The following is a 16,742-nucleotide window of genomic DNA, read 5'->3' as shown; positions in this document are numbered from 1 at the left end:
CGTACAGGTACGACACGTTATGTCGTGCCAGAGGGGGGGTGGATAGAAAAAATGGCGAAGATGCGAAGCGTTGATTAATTCATTGAAATAAAATGAATTAATAACAATTTTTGGTAAAAGCGCCATCAAAATACGACACGACCTGTCGTATTTTGTGTTAGCCGGGAAAAGATATCTGCTACTTACTAAAATGATTTAGTGCTGAAAATATTTATAAGCCAATAAATAGACAAGTATTACGGAGTAACGCCCAGGCTATGTTAACGAGCCCGCTGTTTTATTGGCTCAAAAAACATATCCCAGAGATGTTCAGCCATACCCTCGTTAGTGAGCAAGGTATCCCTTGAGTAGCCAGGGCTGAAGACGCCCATTGATGGGCGAAAACCAAGGTTCTGGCCGTTAGAGCAGCTATGTCGTTAAACACATCACCACCATATGCCATCCGGCTCACTTCGTCGGCCAAATTAGTGTGATATTCTTTCCAGAATTTCTGTTGTATCCACAACATAAGGCGATGATTGATGGAGCAGTCTCTCAATTTTGAAATGTTGCGCAGCCAGTGGCCGGAACTGGCTGAACTCGCGTGCATGGCGGAACGCTATGTTCACTCCGATCCGGAAAGCTGTCTGGTTAAGCTGCGCAACTACACCGAATTGATGGTGCGCTGGTTGTATCGTCAGGAGCGGTTGCCGGAAGGTATTAAGGCTAATCTTTACGATTTAATGAATGCTGATGTCTTTACCAGCATGATGCCGGAAGCCATCATCATGAAAATGGATGCACTGCGTATCCATGGCAACCGTGCCGCGCACGGCGGACGTATCAAAGCTAAAGATACCTACTGGCTGCTCAAAGAAGCGTATTTGTTAGGAATTTGGCTGTATGTTCGCTACGCCCACGGTAATGTTGATGACTGCCCCAAATTCACTCTCCCTCCATTAACACAATCTTCAGGTCGTGCAGATGAAAAACGTCTGGAAGATGCAATCAAGGCCCAAGATGAAAGCCGTGAGCGCGAACTGGCGCTACAACGCGCACTACAGCAAGAGCAGGAAAAGGCCGAACACCTCACCCAGCGCCTGAATGAAGCCAGAGCGCGTAACCAGCATGTTGCCGATATTCTCTCTATTGATGAAGCGGAAACCCGCCGTCGCCTGATTGACTCTCGCCTGCTTGCTGCTGACTGGAATGTAGGCGAAGAGCTTAATAATACCGATCAGGTTACGCAGGAACATCCCGTTAAAGAACAACCTACCGCGACCGGAGACGGTTATGCGGACTATGTCTTGTGGGATGAGGCACACAAACCGCTGGCGGTGGTGGAAGCAAAAAAAACCAGCGTCAATGCCGAGCAAGGACGAATTCAGGCCAGGCTGTATGCAGACTGGCTGGAAAAAGAATACGGCCAGCGTCCGGTCATCTTTTACACCAACGGCTACGATATCTGGCTGTGGGACGACCATAAAACTCATGGTTATCCCCCGCGTCGGGTGTTTGGCTTCTACAGCAAGGAAAGCCTGCAATATCTTATTCAGCAGCGTGAAACCCGTCTGCCGCTGAACAGTGTGCCGCACGTAAAAGACAACGAAGGTAAGGCCGTTGCCGGACGTTTGTACCAGCTTGAAACCATTGCCCGCGTTAGCGAACGGTTTACCAATAAATATCGTCAGTCATTAATCGTTCAGGCCACCGGCACCGGTAAAACCCGTGTAGCGATTGCACTGAGCAAACTGATGATTGATGCCCGTTGGGTAAAACGCGTTCTGTTCCTATGCGACCGTAAAGAACTGCGCAAACAGGCGGCGAATGCCTTCAATCAATTCACCAATGAGCCGCTGTATGTGGTCGGGAAATCGAAAAAAGCAGACAGGCAGAACGCCAGGATCTACATTGCCACCTATCCCGGCATGATGAAAATCATGGACCATTTCGATGTCGGTTATTTCGATTTGATCATCGCCGATGAATCCCACCGCTCTATCTACAACGTCTACGGCGATCTGTTTAAGTATTTTGATGCCCTCCAGATTGGCCTGACGGCCACGCCGATTGACATGGTGAGTAAAACCACTTTCGGCCTGTTTGGTTGTGAAGGACGTATTCCTACCGCCAACTACAGCCTGGAAGATGCCATCGCCGATAACAATCTGGTTCCCTATGAGGTTGTCACGCACACCACAGAATTCCTGCGCGAAGGCATCAAACGGGAGAAGTTAAGCGATGCACAAATCCGCGAGCTGGAAGAACAAGGCATAGATCCCAATACGCTGGAGTTTGATGGCAAGGCGCTGGATGAGGCGATCTACAACAAAGACACCAACCGCTATATCCTGCGTAACCTGATGGAAAATGGCCTGAAAGATCGGGACGGCCAGTTACCAGGTAAAACCATCATTTTCGCCCGTAACCACAAACACGCGCTGCTGTTGAATGAATTATTCGACGATATGTACCCGCAGTTTGCCGGGCGCTTCTGCCAGGTCATCGATAACTACGATCCCCGCGCTGAGCAACTGATTGATGATTTTAAAGGACTGGATGAAAGCACCAACAAAGAGCTGACCATCGCTATCTCCGTTGACATGCTCGATACCGGTATTGATGTCCCGGAGATTGTGAATCTGGTCTTTGCCAAACCGGTCAAATCAAAAGTGAAGTTCTGGCAGATGATTGGCCGTGGTACGCGCCTCTGTCCGGGGCTGTACGGTTACGACGACAACGGCAAACCGCTGGATAAACAGAAATTCCGCATTTTCGATCACTGGGGCAATTTTGAGTATCACGAACTGCATACCGAAGAGGCCGAAGTCACAGCGACAAAATCGCTGGCGCAAAAACGCTTCGAAGCGTGGGTTATGCTGGGGGCCGCTGCGCAACGTAAATTCGACAAACAGGCGGTGGATTTAGTTGCTCACCAGCTTCGCGAGCAAATCAACGCACTGGATGAAAAGTCGATTGCCGTACAGGAAAAGTGGCAGCAAAAAGCGCAGTACAGTGATGAAAAGGTGCTGCGCCAGCTTTCTCCGAAAACACAGCAGGATCTGCTATCTGTTCTGGCCCCGCTGATGCAGTGGCTGGACGTGCGCGGGCAAAGCGATGCCATACGCTTTGATATGGATATTCTGGCGGCGCAAACTGCCCGTTATACCAACCCGGAAGAGCTGGATGTGCTCTGGCCGGCCATCGTCGAAAAAGTGGAGCGCCTGCCGCCGCATTTGGCTCAGGTGCAGCAACAGGGACAACGAATCAATCAGCTTCGTGATCTAGGCTGGTGGAAGCAAGCCAGCCTGGAAGAACTTGAGGATATCCGCATTCATTTGCGCGGTATCATGCACCTGATGGAAAAAGACGCGACGCCGAAATTTGGTTCGATACAGGTGGATATTACCGAAGATGCTAACCTGATCCAGACGGAAACCCGCAAAACCAACATCCGCTCGATTGATTTCAAACTCTATCGCCAGCAAGTTCAGGGGGCGCTGGAGCCGCTGTTCCAGCAAAACCCGGTGCTGAAGAAAATCCGCAACGGCGAGCCAGTCACGCAAAACGAGCTGGATGAACTGGCGAAGCTGGTGCTGATCCAGAACCCCAACGTTGATATTCGTGCGTTGAAAGAGTTTTATCCGCAGGCAACCGCCAGCCTGGATAAACTTTTGCGTACCATCATCGGGATGGACAGCGACGCGGTGGAAGTGCGCTTTGCTCAGTTCGCCGCTGATAACAGTCTGACCAGCCAACAACTGCGCTTCCTGTCATTGCTGAAAAACCACATTCGCGATTATGGCACCATTGAAATGCGGCAGCTCTTTGAACAGCCTTTTACACATATCCACAACGAAGGCGTTACCGGTGTGTTCCCTGATATAGAGCAGATCGCCCGCCTGCAAAAGATAGTCGAAGAGCTGGGTGTTGTGACCGACGCAGCGACGGTATAATACGCACATGACAAGCCCCGGCAGCGGGGCTTTTGTATTTAAAACAGGATATAAACGCTAACAATGATTACTGGCGACTTAAAAAGTAAAATCGACGGACTATGGGAAGATTTCTGGGTGGGTGGTATCACCAACCCGCTGACCGTAATCGAACAGATCACCTATCTGATGTATTCCCGAATGCTGGATACCCAGGAACAACGCGACGAGAAGCGTAAACAAATCGCGGGTATTGATTTTAAACCGCGTTTTACGCCAGAACAGCAGGAGTTCCGTTTCAGTCACTATAGCAACCTTGGCTCGGATGAGATGATGGAAGTGGTGCGCGATGGCGTATTCCAGCATTTCCGTCAGCTCGGCCAGGCTGATGCATCGAAGGTGACGCTGCTGGGCAACTTTATGAAAGATGCTCGTCTGGAGATCGTTAAGCCGTCATTGCTGACCAAAGCGGTTGAGGTGATCAAAAACCTGCCGCTGGATCGTGGCGACACCAAAGGCGACCTTTACGAATACCTGTTAAGCAAGCTGACCACTGCCGGAATCAACGGTCAGTTCCGCACGCCGCGCCACATTATCCGCACGATGGTTGAAATGATGGAGCCGAACCCGGCCCGCGGCGAGACGATTTGCGATCCGGCCTGTGGCACCGGTGGTTTTCTGGCAACCAGCTATGAATATCTGCTGGAGAAGTACAGCTCGCTGGAATCCATCCATACTGAGATTGGCACCAACGAACGTGGCGAGCTGGAAGAGCAAAAAATCTTTACCGGCGATCTGCTGACACCGTGGCGTAACCATGTAGATAACAATATGTTCCACGGTTACGATTTTGATACCACCATGCTGCGTATCGCCGCTATGAACCTGATTATGCACGGTGTGGAAGCGCCGGATATTCACTATCAGGACACCATGAGCCAGAGCTTCAGCACTAACTTCCCTCAGGCCAGTAAAAACGCTTTCAACCTGATTCTGGCGAACCCGCCTTTTACCGGTTCACTGGACGAGGAAGATATCGACTCCACGCTGTCGGCAATGGTGAAAACCAAAAAAACCGAACTGCTGTTCCTGGCGCGTATTCTGCAAATGCTGAAAGTGGGCGGGCGCAGTGCCACTATCGTGCCGCAGGGCGTGCTGTTTGGCTCCAGCAAGGCGCACCAGTCACTTCGCAAAACGCTGGTGGAAGATAACCAACTGGAAGCGGTGATCAATCTGCCTTCTGGTGTATTTAAACCTTACGCTGGCGTGGCGACGGCGATCCTGATCTTTACCAAAGGCGGTCAAACGGATGAGGTCTGGTTCTACGATCTACAAAATGACGGCTACAGCCTGGATGATAAGCGCAACCCGATAAAAGACAACGATCTGCCGCATCTGCTGGCAAGCTGGAAGCATTACCGTACTTTACGCGGGCTACCGGTTGATAACTTTATGGGTGAGAAGTTAGCCTCGTTGCTTAAACAGCAGTACCCGGAAGGGATTGATGCTGGCGTTGATTTTAAAGATCGCACGCAGGCGGCGTTTGTTGTACCAAAAGAAGATATTGCTGCGCAGAAATACGATCTCTCTATTAATCGTTATAAAGAAGTGGTGTATCAGGCGGAGGAGTATGAAGATCCGAAGGTGATACTGAAACGATTAAAAGATCTGGAAAAAGAGATTCTGGCAGATCTGGATGAGCTGGAGGGGATGCTGTGAGTTGGCCGATGGTGAAACTTAAAGATTGCTGCGAAGTTGTGGGAGGAGCCACCCCTAAACGCAATATTGCATCTTATTGGGAAGGAGATATTCCTTGGATAACGCCTAAAGATATATCGAACCTTAACTCTCCTTTTATTTATGAGGCTCCAGAACATATATCTTCGGCAGGATATAAAGCAGCTGCAACATATATGTTGCCAGTAGGAACTGTATTACTTACCTCACGAGCACCAATAGGAAATGTGGCTATTGCTGGTATTGAACTTTGTACAAACCAAGGTTTTAAAAGCTTAATCCCAGGCAAAAATGTTCACAATAAATACTTATATCATTGCATTAAGAAATTCGCACCAAAATTAGAGTTGCTTGGTAATGGTGCAACTTTCAAGGAAGTATCTAAAACAGTTGTAGAACATTTCGAAATACCTTTGCCTCCTTTTGAAGAACAGAAACGCATCGCGAGCATTCTCGATAAAGCTGATGTTATCCGTCAGAAGAGGGAAGAAACAGTCAAACTGGCTAATGATTATTTGCGTGCAACCTTTTTGGAGATGTTTGGGGACCCAGTTCGCAATCCCCAAAATTGGAAATTAGAAAAATTTGGTGATATCGCAGATTGTCAGCTTGGAAAAATGTTGTCCAAAAAATCAAAAACAGGGGTTTTTTCAAAAAAATACTTACGGAATGCTAATGTTAGATGGCGAAAAATTGATATCCACGATCTTCTTGAAATGGATTTTAATGAAAAGGAAATATCTAAGTTTGAACTTAGAAGGGGAGATTTACTGGTTTGCGAAGGTGGAGAAATAGGTAGGTGTGCGATTTGGAATAACCAAATTAAAGATTGTTATTATCAAAAAGCCCTGCATAGAGTACGGCCTAATTATAGCTTAGTTACTTCTGTGTACTTACAGGAATACTTATATTCAATGGCAAAAAAAAATGCCTTCTCAGAGTTTATATCTGAAGTAACTTTCAGCCATTTGACTGCCGAAAAACTAAAAAATTTACTTGTACCAGTACCACCATTATCGCTTCAGAAAAAATTTGAACTGATATACAATAAATTTAATTCATTACTTAGTGATAAGTATAACAATCATGACCTTTCGTTTACTTTATTATCCAACACCATTAATGAAAATATTTTTAAATAATCCTTATTTAAGGATAAATATTTAGCACTATATTTATTTATAAAAGCGCCATAATTATATTGATGGCGCTTTTTATTCTATAAACGGTTGCTATTTTTTATGTAGTCATATACACAGACTAATCGACAGAAATTGCTTGACAAAGCTTGAATACTCATAGCTTCATCGATATGTTTCTTCAATATTTTAAGAAGCTCATCTATGTCACGCTTGATTAACCCTGGCTCCATATAGGGCATCATCCTCAAAAAAAATCCGAAATCATAAGCAAGATATAACTCATTTACACCAACTCTAACTTCAGGAATGTTTTCAGAACGTCGTTTATCCCATCCTTGTGATTGAAAACTTACTGGAGTGATATTTAATCGTGATAATACTCCACCTGAGAGTCCCGCTTCGTTAATTATACTCCCATCGGGATTAATTAAATTAGCGTGATTGAAGAAGTGAAAAACAGGTATACGCGCATTGCCTTTGCATATATTTGGCAGAACATCATTAACAACACATTCCCAATCATAATGTCCATTTTCAAATACAACTTCTCGGATAAGATCTACACGCTCCAGTCCAACTAATCCTTTTGCCGCCATCGACTCTGATTTTTTTACCATCGAAATAGCACCATACCCTACAACAAACTCTGTTGTACTGACGCCCTCTTCAATCTTCTCTGAGTCTCTCACATATAATTTTCCTTTAGGATCATCGGTTAAGACTAATTCATAAAGTTCATCTTTTATCATTCTGAATAAATGTGCTGGAATCCTTTTTTTAGTTTCACTTAGCACTTCAAATATTTCTTTATAGGATGGTGCCTGAACATATTTTACCGGGATTTTTTTATGAATCACAGAATCACTAATGTCAGCCTCTTCAAGTTCAGGTTTCCATTCAACAAACAATAATTTATTCTGTAAAAAATCCAAACTGGCATCAGGAAAACAACTAACTATATCTTCCAGGATTTCAGCTATATGTTCATCTGTTAAAGAGTAGCCTAAGAAAATAACGGGCCTCTCTATAAACATAGTTAGTAACTTAGATGATAGGTAAGGGTTTTTCTTTCTATATTTATCATAGTCACTTGATGTCAAAATCAATGAGTTAGGCTCAGTGCAGCAACCATGTATTTTATATATTTCGGCAATACCGTGGCTCCTGCCAATAATCAATCCATCCTGGCCTATAAATGTTGTAAATTTAGGGAAAAGAGTTTCTAGAAAAACATCCCAGTTTGTGGTAATAATCCCATCAATATTTGCTTTCGCAAAAAGGGAAATTTCGTGTTTTAACTCATCATTATCTATAATATTTTTATGTGCATTCTCAATATATTTAGATATTGACAATTTCAAAGGAGACTGTTCGTTAATGAAAGTTTTCTCCTGTTCTTTTTCACTTAATGCTAATTGTCCTTCTTCAGTATCCCACCATTTCTCAGCGTATGCCGACACCAATAATTGTGCATATTCGGGTAAGTCACCATTAGATTTTGTTTTTAATTTTATATGATTTTCCCCAATCGCCTCAGCAAAATGCTTCAAAAGGTCTTGCCAACATGGCACACCAAGATAACGACGAGACACACCGGAGCCGACAAATAACACAGGGGATGCTTCGAACTGCTTAAAATGCTCTTCGAGTTTTTTCTTAAAATTCATACGGATACTCTCTTTAAAAGAAATCAAGCCCCTTTATACCGATTACATTAAGGTATTGCGACTTACACCACCAGTACATTGGTCAATTTTACGTAAGAAATTTAATTATTTAGATACAATTAATTATTAGATTAACTAATTGGCTATCACTCCTAATGCAGCCAAATTGCTGCATCTTTGTTGCTGAGATGTAGCACTCAATCAAGGGTCCACTCCCCTTTTATAAGTAATCATGATTTTAAATCTAGGCTTAGGTGGAGCATTACTGCCGATTAGGTTCAATAAAAAGGCTTACCTTAGTGAAAACTCGGCTATTTGGCACTGCTAACCAATTCCTCGTTTTAATAAGTCAGCAGCTTTCAATTTAGAGGCGAATGTGCGCTTTTAGACAACTCACTCGCCATTCCCCCGGTTGATCTTCGCATAGTCAAACGGCATAATCGCTCTCTCCCGATTGGCATCCAGAAAATCTGCCCACCACTGCAACATCAGCTTGCGCTCATCCAGATGCTCCGCTTTATGTATATACGCCGCTCGCACCGAATTGCGTTCCATATGGCTCATCTGCCTTTCCACCGCATCCTTGGACCATAGTCCTGACTCAATTAGCGAACTACAGGCCATTGTGCGGAAGCCGTAACCACAAACCTCAACCTTAGTGTCATAACCCATCACCCGTAACGCACTGTTTACCGTGTTCTCGCTCATGGGCTTACGCGGATCGTGATCGCCAATAAAAATGAGTTCATGTTCGCCACAGAACTGTTTTATCTGCTTCAGGATCGCTAGCGCCTGCTTTGAAAGCGGCACCAGATGAGGTGTACGCATCTTTGATCCTCGCTGAGAATGTTTCACGCCGGGAATAGACTCTCGCTCAGGCGGGATGGTCCACATCGACGTGTCGAAATCTATCTCCGACCAGCGAGCAAAACGCAGCTCACTGGATCGAATAAAGATAAGCAGAGTAAGTTCAGTTGCCCAGCGGGTTAGTGGCCTGCCGGTGTATTCATCGATTTTCTGGAGTAATTCCGGGATACGCTTAAACTCCAGCGCCGGACGATGCTGTCGATTACTGGAAGCAACCGCCCCCGCCATCTCTTGCGCCGGATTGTAATCAATTAACCCGCTTTGCACTGCATAACGCATGATGGCCGTAGTGCGCTGTTGAAGGCGGGAAGCCACTTCAAGACGTCCGGACTTCTCCACGGCTTTAATAGGAATTAACAGATCGCGGGTGCCTAGTTCAGCAATGTTGCGAGTACCAATTGCCGGGAAGATATTGTCCTCCAGGCTCTTTTTTACACGATTAGCATGATCTTCCGACCATTTTTGGTTGGTCACGAGCCACTCTCTGGCAACCTTCTCGAAAGTAATAATCTCTTTCGCCTGCTCTTCTTTCACAGCACGCTTATGCTCACGAGGATCGATACCAGCAGCTACCAGCTTTCTGGCCTCTTCCCTTTTCTTCCGCGCATCCGCCAGTGAAACATCCGGGTAAACGCCGAACGCCATCAAATGTTGTTTACCGCCAAAACGGAAACGAAATCGCCAATACTTTGAACCACCAGGTTTTACAAGTAAGGACATGCCGTCGCCGTCAACAAGTGAATACTCTTTCTCCTCAGGTTTCGCAGAGCGAACTTTAGTATCCGTTAGGGCCATAATGGTCTTCCTTCCATTGGTATCTCGTGAGTATACAAGCAATATCGAATCGGCAAATATACTCATTAGTATACTCACAAGCCTGTTGATGTGGGTTGAGTCAGGTTGACTTCAGTTGAGGAGAAAAGCTGGAAAAGCCTTGCGTGGCGCGGATTTCAGGCATAAAAAAAGACCTCAATTGAGGTCTATTTACATACTTTTGGTGCCGAAGGCCGGACTCGAACCGGCACGTATTTCTACGGTTGATTTTGAATCAACTGCGTCTACCGATTTCGCCACTTCGGCACTGAAGAGGTATGCGGAAAACGTTGTGGATTATACCTGTCGCACGCCACCATGCAAGCGCCAGCTTGCTCGCACCTCGCTAAGTGCTGAAATTTTCAGCATTGCATACCGCGATGTGTAACCTTTGTCACACTCCAGGCACCCCGCCCTGCCATGCTCTACACTTCCCAGACAACACCAGAGAAGGACCAAAAAATGTCGATGATAAAAAGCTATGCCGCAAAAGAAGCGGGCGGCGAACTGGAAGTTTATGAGTACGATCCCGGTGAGCTGAGGCCACAAGATGTTGAAGTGCAGGTGGATTATTGCGGGATCTGCCATTCCGATCTATCGATGATCGACAATGAATGGGGATTTTCACAATATCCGCTGATTGCCGGGCATGAGGTGATTGGTCGCGTGGTGGCGCTCGGGAGCGCCGCGCAGGATAAAGGTTTGCAGGTCGGTCAGCGTGTCGGGATTGGCTGGACGGCGCGTAGCTGCGGGCATTGCGATGCCTGTATTAGCGGTAATCAGATCAACTGCGAGCAAGGTGCGGTGCCAACAATTATGAATCGCGGCGGTTTTGCCGAGAAGTTGCGTGCAGACTGGCAATGGGTGATCCCACTGCCGGAAAATATCGATATCGAGTCCGCCGGGCCGCTGCTGTGTGGTGGTATCACGGTCTTTAAACCACTGTTGATGCACCATATCACTGCTACCAGCCGCGTTGGGGTAATTGGTATTGGCGGGCTGGGACATATCGCTATAAAACTTCTGCACGCAATGGGATGCGAGGTGACAGCCTTTAGTTCAAATCCGGCGAAAGAGCAGGAAGTACTGGCGATGGGTGCCGATAAAGTGGTGAATAGCCGCGATCCGCAGGCACTGAAAACTCTGGCGGGGCAGTTTGATCTCATTATCAATACTGTGAACGTCAGCCTCGACTGGCAGCCTTATTTTGAGGCGCTGACGTATGGCGGTAATTTCCACACCGTCGGTGCGGTTCTCACGCCGTTGCCGGTTCCGGCCTTTACGCTGATTGCGGGCGATCGCAGTGTCTCTGGCTCTGCTACCGGTACACCTTATGAGTTGCGTAAGCTGATGCGCTTTGCCGCCCGCAGCAAGGTTGCGCCGACTACCGAACTGTTCCCGATGTCGAAAATTAACGACGCCATCCAGCATGTGCGCGACGGTAAGGCGCGTTACCGCGTGGTGTTGAAAGCCGATTTTTGAAAATCATTCGCAGCGCTGATCTGAGGCGCTGCCCTCTTTCGCACATATTCTGTTTTGTCGTATCGCCAGCACAGCCTGCCGACATTGTTCGGTGACATTGGCAATATCATGGTTGATATCAATGCGCACAATATCCTGTTCATCGTCTTGTGGACGCTCCAGTGCCTCAAACTGACTTTTTAGTAACGCTACCGGCATAAAATGCCCAGCCCGACGCTGCATTCGCGCGAGAATAGTTTCATAGTCGCCATCTAACCAGAGGAAATGAACATGGGGGCTACCCTTGCGTAAAATATCACGATACTGTTTTTTTAATGATGAACAGACAATAAATCCTGTTTCATTCTTTTTATAAAGACTGTATGAAGCATCATTTAAGCGTTCCAGCCAGGGAAGTCGATCTTCATCAGATAATGGAATACCCTGCGACATTTTATCTATATTTTTGGCTGGATGAAGATCGTCACCATCAATAAATTTAGCAGATAATAACGCGGCAACCTTGCTACCAATTAATGTTTTACCACTCCCTGAAACGCCCATCAAAATAAAGCTTTCACCCGCCATTTAAAATCTCCTGAATCATCTTACCTGCGGCGATACTACGCCTGGTGGCATAATAATTTCACGTTTTTTTATTTCTGCTGATAAGAATTACAAGGCACATCACGTTATGCGTAACATCGTAATGTAACAATTTTCTAACGTGATCTTCATCACAAATAATGACAATTAAAACCGCTTAAATGCTTCCGAGGTGTCTACCTGACCAGTGAGGAATTTATGCAAGTGAAAACACAGTCCTGCGTTGTTGCGGGCAAGAAAACTGTTGCCGTTACCGAGCAGACGATAGATTGGAATAATAATGGAACATTAGTACAAATAACCCGAGGTGGAATTTGCGGTTCCGATTTACATTATTATCAGGAAGGAAAAGTAGGTAATTTCATGATAAAGGCACCGATGGTGTTAGGTCATGAAGTTATCGGTAAAGTTATTCATAGCGACTCATCAAAATTACATGAAGGGCAAACGGTAGCCATTAATCCGTCTAAACCGTGCGGTCACTGCAAATACTGCATTGAACATAACGAGAATCAGTGTACAGAGATGCGTTTTTTTGGCAGTGCCATGTATTTCCCTCATGTTGATGGTGGCTTTACCCGTTATAAAATGGTCGAAACGTCGCAATGTGTCCCTTATCCGGCCAAAGCTGACGAAAAGGTTATGGCTTTTGCCGAACCTTTAGCCGTCGCGATTCATGCCGCACATCAGGCCGGCGAGTTACAGGGCAAGCGAGTATTTATTTCTGGTGTTGGGCCCATTGGCTGCCTGATTGTCAGTGCTGTTAAAACACTGGGGGCCGCGGAAATTGTCTGTGCCGATGTGAGTCCCCGTTCCCTTTCGCTGGGCAAAGAGATGGGGGCGGATGTGCTCGTAAACCCACAAAACGACGACATGGATCACTGGAAAGCGGAAAAAGGCTATTTCGATGTCAGCTTTGAAGTGTCCGGTCATCCTTCATCAGTGAATACCTGTCTGGAGGTCACTCGTGCACGCGGCGTAATGGTGCAGGTAGGGATGGGAGGCGCGATGGCAGAATTCCCAATGATGACGTTGATTGGTAAGGAGATTTCACTCAAAGGCTCTTTCCGTTTTACCAGCGAATTTAATACCGCAGTGTCATGGCTGGCGAATGGCGTTATTAATCCACTGCCTTTACTGAGTGCTGAATATCCCTTCACAGACCTGGAAGAGGCGCTACGTTTCGCCGGTGATAAAACCCAGGCAGCAAAAGTCCAGCTTGTTTTCTAAGAGATAAATAAAGGAATAATACAATGAACGATCTATTTTCACTGGCAGGAAAAAATATCTTGATTACCGGTTCAGCACAGGGCATTGGCTTTTTACTGGCAACCGGCCTGGGTAAATATGGCGCACAAATAATTATTAATGATATTACTGCCGAACGCGCAGAACTTGCTGTAGAAAAACTCCACCAGGAGGGTATTCAGGCCGTTGCCGCACCTTTTAATGTTACTCATAAACATGAAATTGATGCCGCCGTTGAACATATCGAAAAGGACATCGGCCCCATTGATGTGCTGGTGAATAACGCCGGTATCCAGCGCCGTCATCCTTTTACTGAGTTCCCTGAACAAGAGTGGAATGATGTGATCGCAGTAAACCAGACCGCCGTGTTCCTGGTATCGCAAGCGGTAACTCGTCACATGGTTGAACGCAAGGCAGGTAAAGTTATTAATATTTGCTCGATGCAAAGCGAACTGGGACGTGACACCATCACCCCTTATGCCGCATCGAAAGGGGCGGTAAAAATGCTCACCCGCGGCATGTGCGTCGAGCTGGCGCGCCACAATATTCAGGTCAACGGTATTGCGCCGGGCTATTTCAAAACAGAAATGACTAAAGCACTGGTTGAGGACGAAGCCTTCACCGCCTGGTTGTGCAAACGGACCCCCGCCGCACGCTGGGGAGATCCGCAGGAACTGATTGGTGCTGCGGTGTTCCTTTCTTCAAAAGCCTCTGATTTCGTAAACGGCCACCTGTTGTTTGTTGATGGCGGCATGTTAGTGGCTGTTTAACACCTACTACCCTACGTGCAGCGCGAAAGCGCTGCTTTTCTGGCACTAATAAGAGATAAAGACTATGCCATTAATCATTATTGCGGCAGGCGTCGCGCTGCTTCTTATCCTGATGATCGGCTTTAAAGTTAACGGCTTTATTGCCCTCGTTCTGGTCGCTGCCGTCGTCGGATTTGCCGAAGGGATGGATGCACAGGCCGTCCTGCACTCTATACAAAATGGTATCGGCAGCACGCTCGGCGGGCTGGCAATGATCCTCGGTTTCGGGGCCATGTTAGGCAAGCTGATTTCTGATACGGGTGCGGCACAACGTATCGCCACTACGCTGATTGCCACTTTTGGTAAAAAACGCGTGCAATGGGCGCTAGTGATCACCGGTCTGGTTGTGGGCCTCGCCATGTTTTTTGAAGTGGGCTTTGTCCTGCTGTTGCCGTTGGTATTTACCATCGTGGCATCATCTGGATTACCCCTGTTGTATGTTGGCGTACCGATGGTAGCAGCGCTCTCTGTAACCCACTGTTTTCTGCCGCCACATCCAGGGCCTACTGCCATCGCGACTATCTTTGAGGCTAATCTCGGAACGACTTTACTGTATGGATTTATCATTACCATTCCGACAGTTATTGTCGCAGGACCGCTGTTTTCTAAACTGCTAACTCGCTTTGAGAAAGCACCACCGGAAGGCTTATTTAATCCTCATCTGTTTAGCGAAGAGGAGATGCCCTCCTTCTGGAACAGTATTTTCGCTGCCGTGATCCCGGTCATCCTGATGGCTATCGCCGCCGTTTGTGAAATTACGTTACCGAAAACTAACACCGTGCGCCTCTTCTTTGAATTTGTCGGTAACCCTGCCGTTGCGCTGTTTATTGCCATTGTTATTGCGATTTTCACACTGGGCCGACGTAATGGACGCACCATCGAGCAAATCATGGATATCATTGGGGATTCTATAGGCGCTATCGCGATGATTGTGTTTATTATCGCTGGCGGCGGCGCGTTTAAGCAGGTATTAGTAGATAGCGGTGTCGGGCAGTATATTTCACACTTAATGACCGGAACTACACTTTCGCCGTTATTGATGTGCTGGACTGTCGCGGCGCTGTTGCGTATCGCTCTGGGCTCTGCCACCGTCGCGGCCATTACCACCGCGGGTGTGGTGTTGCCGATTATCAACGTTACCCATGCCGATCCCGCTTTAATGGTACTGGCAACCGGTGCGGGCAGCGTGATCGCGTCACACGTAAACGACCCTGGCTTCTGGCTATTTAAAGGGTATTTTAATCTGACGGTTGGTGAAACGTTGCGTACCTGGACGGTGATGGAAACCCTTATTTCTATTATGGGTTTGCTGGGCGTGTTAGCCATTAACGCCGTATTGCACTGAAAGAATAAAATATTGTGATGTAGTTTCGGGGGAAGATTGAAGATTCCCCCGACGTTGGGAGAAGTTATGCGCAATCACAGAATTTCTTTACAGGATATCGCTACGCTGGCTGGCGTAACAAAAATGACCGTGAGTCGTTATATCCGCTCGCCGAAAAAGGTGGCAAAGGAAACAGGCGAGCGCATCGCCAAAATTATGGAAGAGATCAATTATATCCCTAATCGCGCTCCCGGCATGTTGTTGAATGCACAAAGTTATACCCTCGGTATCTTGATTCCGTCATTTCAAAATCAACTCTTCGCTGACATTCTCGCGGGAATAGAATCCGTCACCTCTGTGCATAATTATCAGACCATTATTGCTAATTACAATTACGATCGCGATTCCGAAGAAGAGTCGGTGATTAACCTGCTCTCTTATAACATTGACGGGATTATTCTTTCGGAAAAATATCACACCATCAGGACGGTGAAATTTCTGCGTTCAGCCACCATTCCGGTCGTGGAATTGATGGATGTACAGGGAGAACGGCTGGATATGGAGGTCGGTTTTGATAATCGGCAGGCTGCTTTTGACATGGTGTGTACCATGCTGGATAAGCGAGTCAGGCGCAAAATTCTGTATCTCGGTTCCAAAGATGACACCCGCGATGAACAGCGTTATCAGGGGTATTGCGATGCGATGATGCTGCATAATCTTTCCCCATTACGCATGAATCCACGCGCCATCTCATCCATTCATTTAGGAATGCAGTTAATGCGTGATGCCCTTAGCGCAAACCCGGATTTAGACGGTGTATTTTGCACCAATGACGATATTGCGATGGGTGCGCTTCTGCTGTGCCGCGAGCGAAACCTCGCCGTGCCAGAACAAATTTCCATTGCGGGTTTTCATGGGCTGGAGATTGGCAGGCAAATGATCCCAAGCCTCGCCAGCGTAATTACTCCCCGTTTTGATATTGGTCGGATGGCCGCCCAAATGTTGCTGAGCAAAATTAAGAATAACGATCACAACCACAACACTGTTGACCTCGGGTATCAGATTTATCACGGTAACACGCTTTAGGTTATTTTCTCTGCATTACACATATTCTCTTTGCCGGACGTTGCCTATACTCCAGGCAGGAAACTGGA

Annotated in this window: 11 protein-coding genes and 1 tRNA gene; 8 read left to right on the top strand and 4 right to left on the bottom strand. The window is 46.8% G+C overall.

The window, feature by feature from the left end; all coding sequences use genetic code 11:
- Positions 1-521: 521 nt before the first annotated feature.
- The 3 genes from ACJHYO_RS04970 to ACJHYO_RS04960 all read left to right on the top strand — a co-directional run bounded on the left by ACJHYO_RS04970 (position 522) and on the right by ACJHYO_RS04960 (position 6,793).
- Entirely contained in the window at positions 522-3,935 is a 3,414-nt protein-coding gene (locus ACJHYO_RS04970) for a DEAD/DEAH box helicase family protein (protein WP_094259019.1), read from the top strand.
- A gap of 63 nt (positions 3,936-3,998) precedes the next feature.
- Positions 3,999-5,633, top strand: a complete 1,635-nt coding sequence (locus tag ACJHYO_RS04965; protein WP_001683506.1) for a class I SAM-dependent DNA methyltransferase — start codon at positions 3,999-4,001, stop codon at positions 5,631-5,633.
- Positions 5,630-6,793 carry a restriction endonuclease subunit S gene (locus tag ACJHYO_RS04960; RefSeq protein WP_001683505.1) on the top strand — a complete coding sequence of 388 codons (1,164 nt, stop codon included), beginning with the start codon at positions 5,630-5,632 and terminating at the stop codon, positions 6,791-6,793. The genes ACJHYO_RS04965 and ACJHYO_RS04960 overlap by 4 nt, the downstream gene beginning before the upstream one ends.
- A gap of 77 nt (positions 6,794-6,870) precedes the next feature.
- Here the strand turns inward: ACJHYO_RS04960 and ACJHYO_RS04955 are convergent, their stop codons facing one another.
- The 3 genes from ACJHYO_RS04955 to ACJHYO_RS04945 all read right to left on the bottom strand — a co-directional run bounded on the left by ACJHYO_RS04955 (position 6,871) and on the right by ACJHYO_RS04945 (position 10,407).
- Positions 6,871-8,460 carry an SIR2 family protein gene (locus ACJHYO_RS04955; protein ID WP_094259018.1) on the bottom strand — a complete coding sequence of 530 codons (1,590 nt, stop codon included), beginning with the start codon at positions 8,458-8,460 and terminating at the stop codon, positions 6,871-6,873.
- A gap of 393 nt (positions 8,461-8,853) precedes the next feature.
- Positions 8,854-10,122, bottom strand: coding sequence for a tyrosine-type recombinase/integrase (locus ACJHYO_RS04950; RefSeq protein ID WP_410232418.1), 1,269 nt, complete (start codon positions 10,120-10,122; stop codon positions 8,854-8,856).
- 200 nt (positions 10,123-10,322) lie between these two features.
- A tRNA-Leu gene (locus tag ACJHYO_RS04945) sits at positions 10,323-10,407 on the bottom strand.
- A 195-nt stretch (positions 10,408-10,602) separates the two neighbouring features.
- Between ACJHYO_RS04945 and ahr the strand changes: the two genes are divergently transcribed.
- Positions 10,603-11,622, top strand: a complete 1,020-nt coding sequence (gene ahr, locus ACJHYO_RS04940; protein ID WP_001555771.1) for an NADPH-dependent aldehyde reductase Ahr — start codon at positions 10,603-10,605, stop codon at positions 11,620-11,622.
- 3 nt (positions 11,623-11,625) lie between these two features.
- On the opposite strand, the gene idnK is transcribed toward ahr, so the two are convergent.
- A complete protein-coding gene (gene idnK, locus ACJHYO_RS04935; RefSeq protein ID WP_000896740.1) occupies positions 11,626-12,189 on the bottom strand; it encodes a gluconokinase in 564 nt (187 codons plus the stop codon).
- Between the two features lie 216 nt (positions 12,190-12,405).
- On the opposite strand from idnK, the gene idnD reads away from it, so the two are divergent.
- The 4 genes from idnD to idnR all read left to right on the top strand — a co-directional run bounded on the left by idnD (position 12,406) and on the right by idnR (position 16,674).
- Positions 12,406-13,437, top strand: coding sequence for an L-idonate 5-dehydrogenase (gene idnD / locus ACJHYO_RS04930; RefSeq protein ID WP_001197423.1), 1,032 nt, complete (start codon positions 12,406-12,408; stop codon positions 13,435-13,437).
- A gap of 23 nt (positions 13,438-13,460) precedes the next feature.
- Positions 13,461-14,225 carry a gluconate 5-dehydrogenase gene (gene idnO / locus ACJHYO_RS04925; RefSeq protein WP_000998695.1) on the top strand — a complete coding sequence of 255 codons (765 nt, stop codon included), beginning with the start codon at positions 13,461-13,463 and terminating at the stop codon, positions 14,223-14,225.
- Between the two features lie 64 nt (positions 14,226-14,289).
- Positions 14,290-15,609 (top strand): gnt-II system L-idonate transporter, encoded by a 1,320-nt coding sequence (gene idnT, locus ACJHYO_RS04920; RefSeq protein WP_001128336.1) that lies wholly within the window; start codon positions 14,290-14,292, stop codon positions 15,607-15,609.
- 66 nt (positions 15,610-15,675) lie between these two features.
- A complete protein-coding gene (gene idnR / locus ACJHYO_RS04915) occupies positions 15,676-16,674 on the top strand; it encodes a DNA-binding transcriptional regulator IdnR (protein ID WP_001331768.1) in 999 nt (332 codons plus the stop codon).
- Positions 16,675-16,742: the final 68 nt, after the last annotated feature.

The organism is Escherichia sp. WS1118 (assembly GCF_046487695.1).
Classification (GTDB): domain Bacteria; phylum Pseudomonadota; class Gammaproteobacteria; order Enterobacterales; family Enterobacteriaceae; genus Escherichia; species Escherichia coli.
Note: the sequence above shows the minus strand (reverse complement) of the source record. Positions and strands in the feature narration are given on the sequence as shown.

Bases quoted from the DNA above. Each gene is read 5' to 3' on its own strand.
- idnK (WP_000896740.1), bottom strand. From the start codon at position 12,189: ATGGCGGGTGAAAGCTTTATTTTGATGGGCGTTTCAGGGAGTGGTAAA.
- idnD (WP_001197423.1), top strand. From the start codon at position 12,406: ATGCAAGTGAAAACACAGTCCTGCGTTGTTGCGGGCAAGAAAACTGTT.
- ahr (WP_001555771.1), top strand. From the start codon at position 10,603: ATGTCGATGATAAAAAGCTATGCCGCAAAAGAAGCGGGCGGCGAACTG.
- ACJHYO_RS04950 (WP_410232418.1), bottom strand. From the start codon at position 10,122: ATGGCCCTAACGGATACTAAAGTTCGCTCTGCGAAACCTGAGGAGAAA.
- ACJHYO_RS04965 (WP_001683506.1), top strand. From the start codon at position 3,999: ATGATTACTGGCGACTTAAAAAGTAAAATCGACGGACTATGGGAAGAT.
- idnO (WP_000998695.1), top strand. From the start codon at position 13,461: ATGAACGATCTATTTTCACTGGCAGGAAAAAATATCTTGATTACCGGT.
- ACJHYO_RS04970 (WP_094259019.1), top strand. From the start codon at position 522: ATGGAGCAGTCTCTCAATTTTGAAATGTTGCGCAGCCAGTGGCCGGAA.
- ACJHYO_RS04955 (WP_094259018.1), bottom strand. From the start codon at position 8,460: ATGAATTTTAAGAAAAAACTCGAAGAGCATTTTAAGCAGTTCGAAGCA.
- idnT (WP_001128336.1), top strand. From the start codon at position 14,290: ATGCCATTAATCATTATTGCGGCAGGCGTCGCGCTGCTTCTTATCCTG.
- idnR (WP_001331768.1), top strand. From the start codon at position 15,676: ATGCGCAATCACAGAATTTCTTTACAGGATATCGCTACGCTGGCTGGC.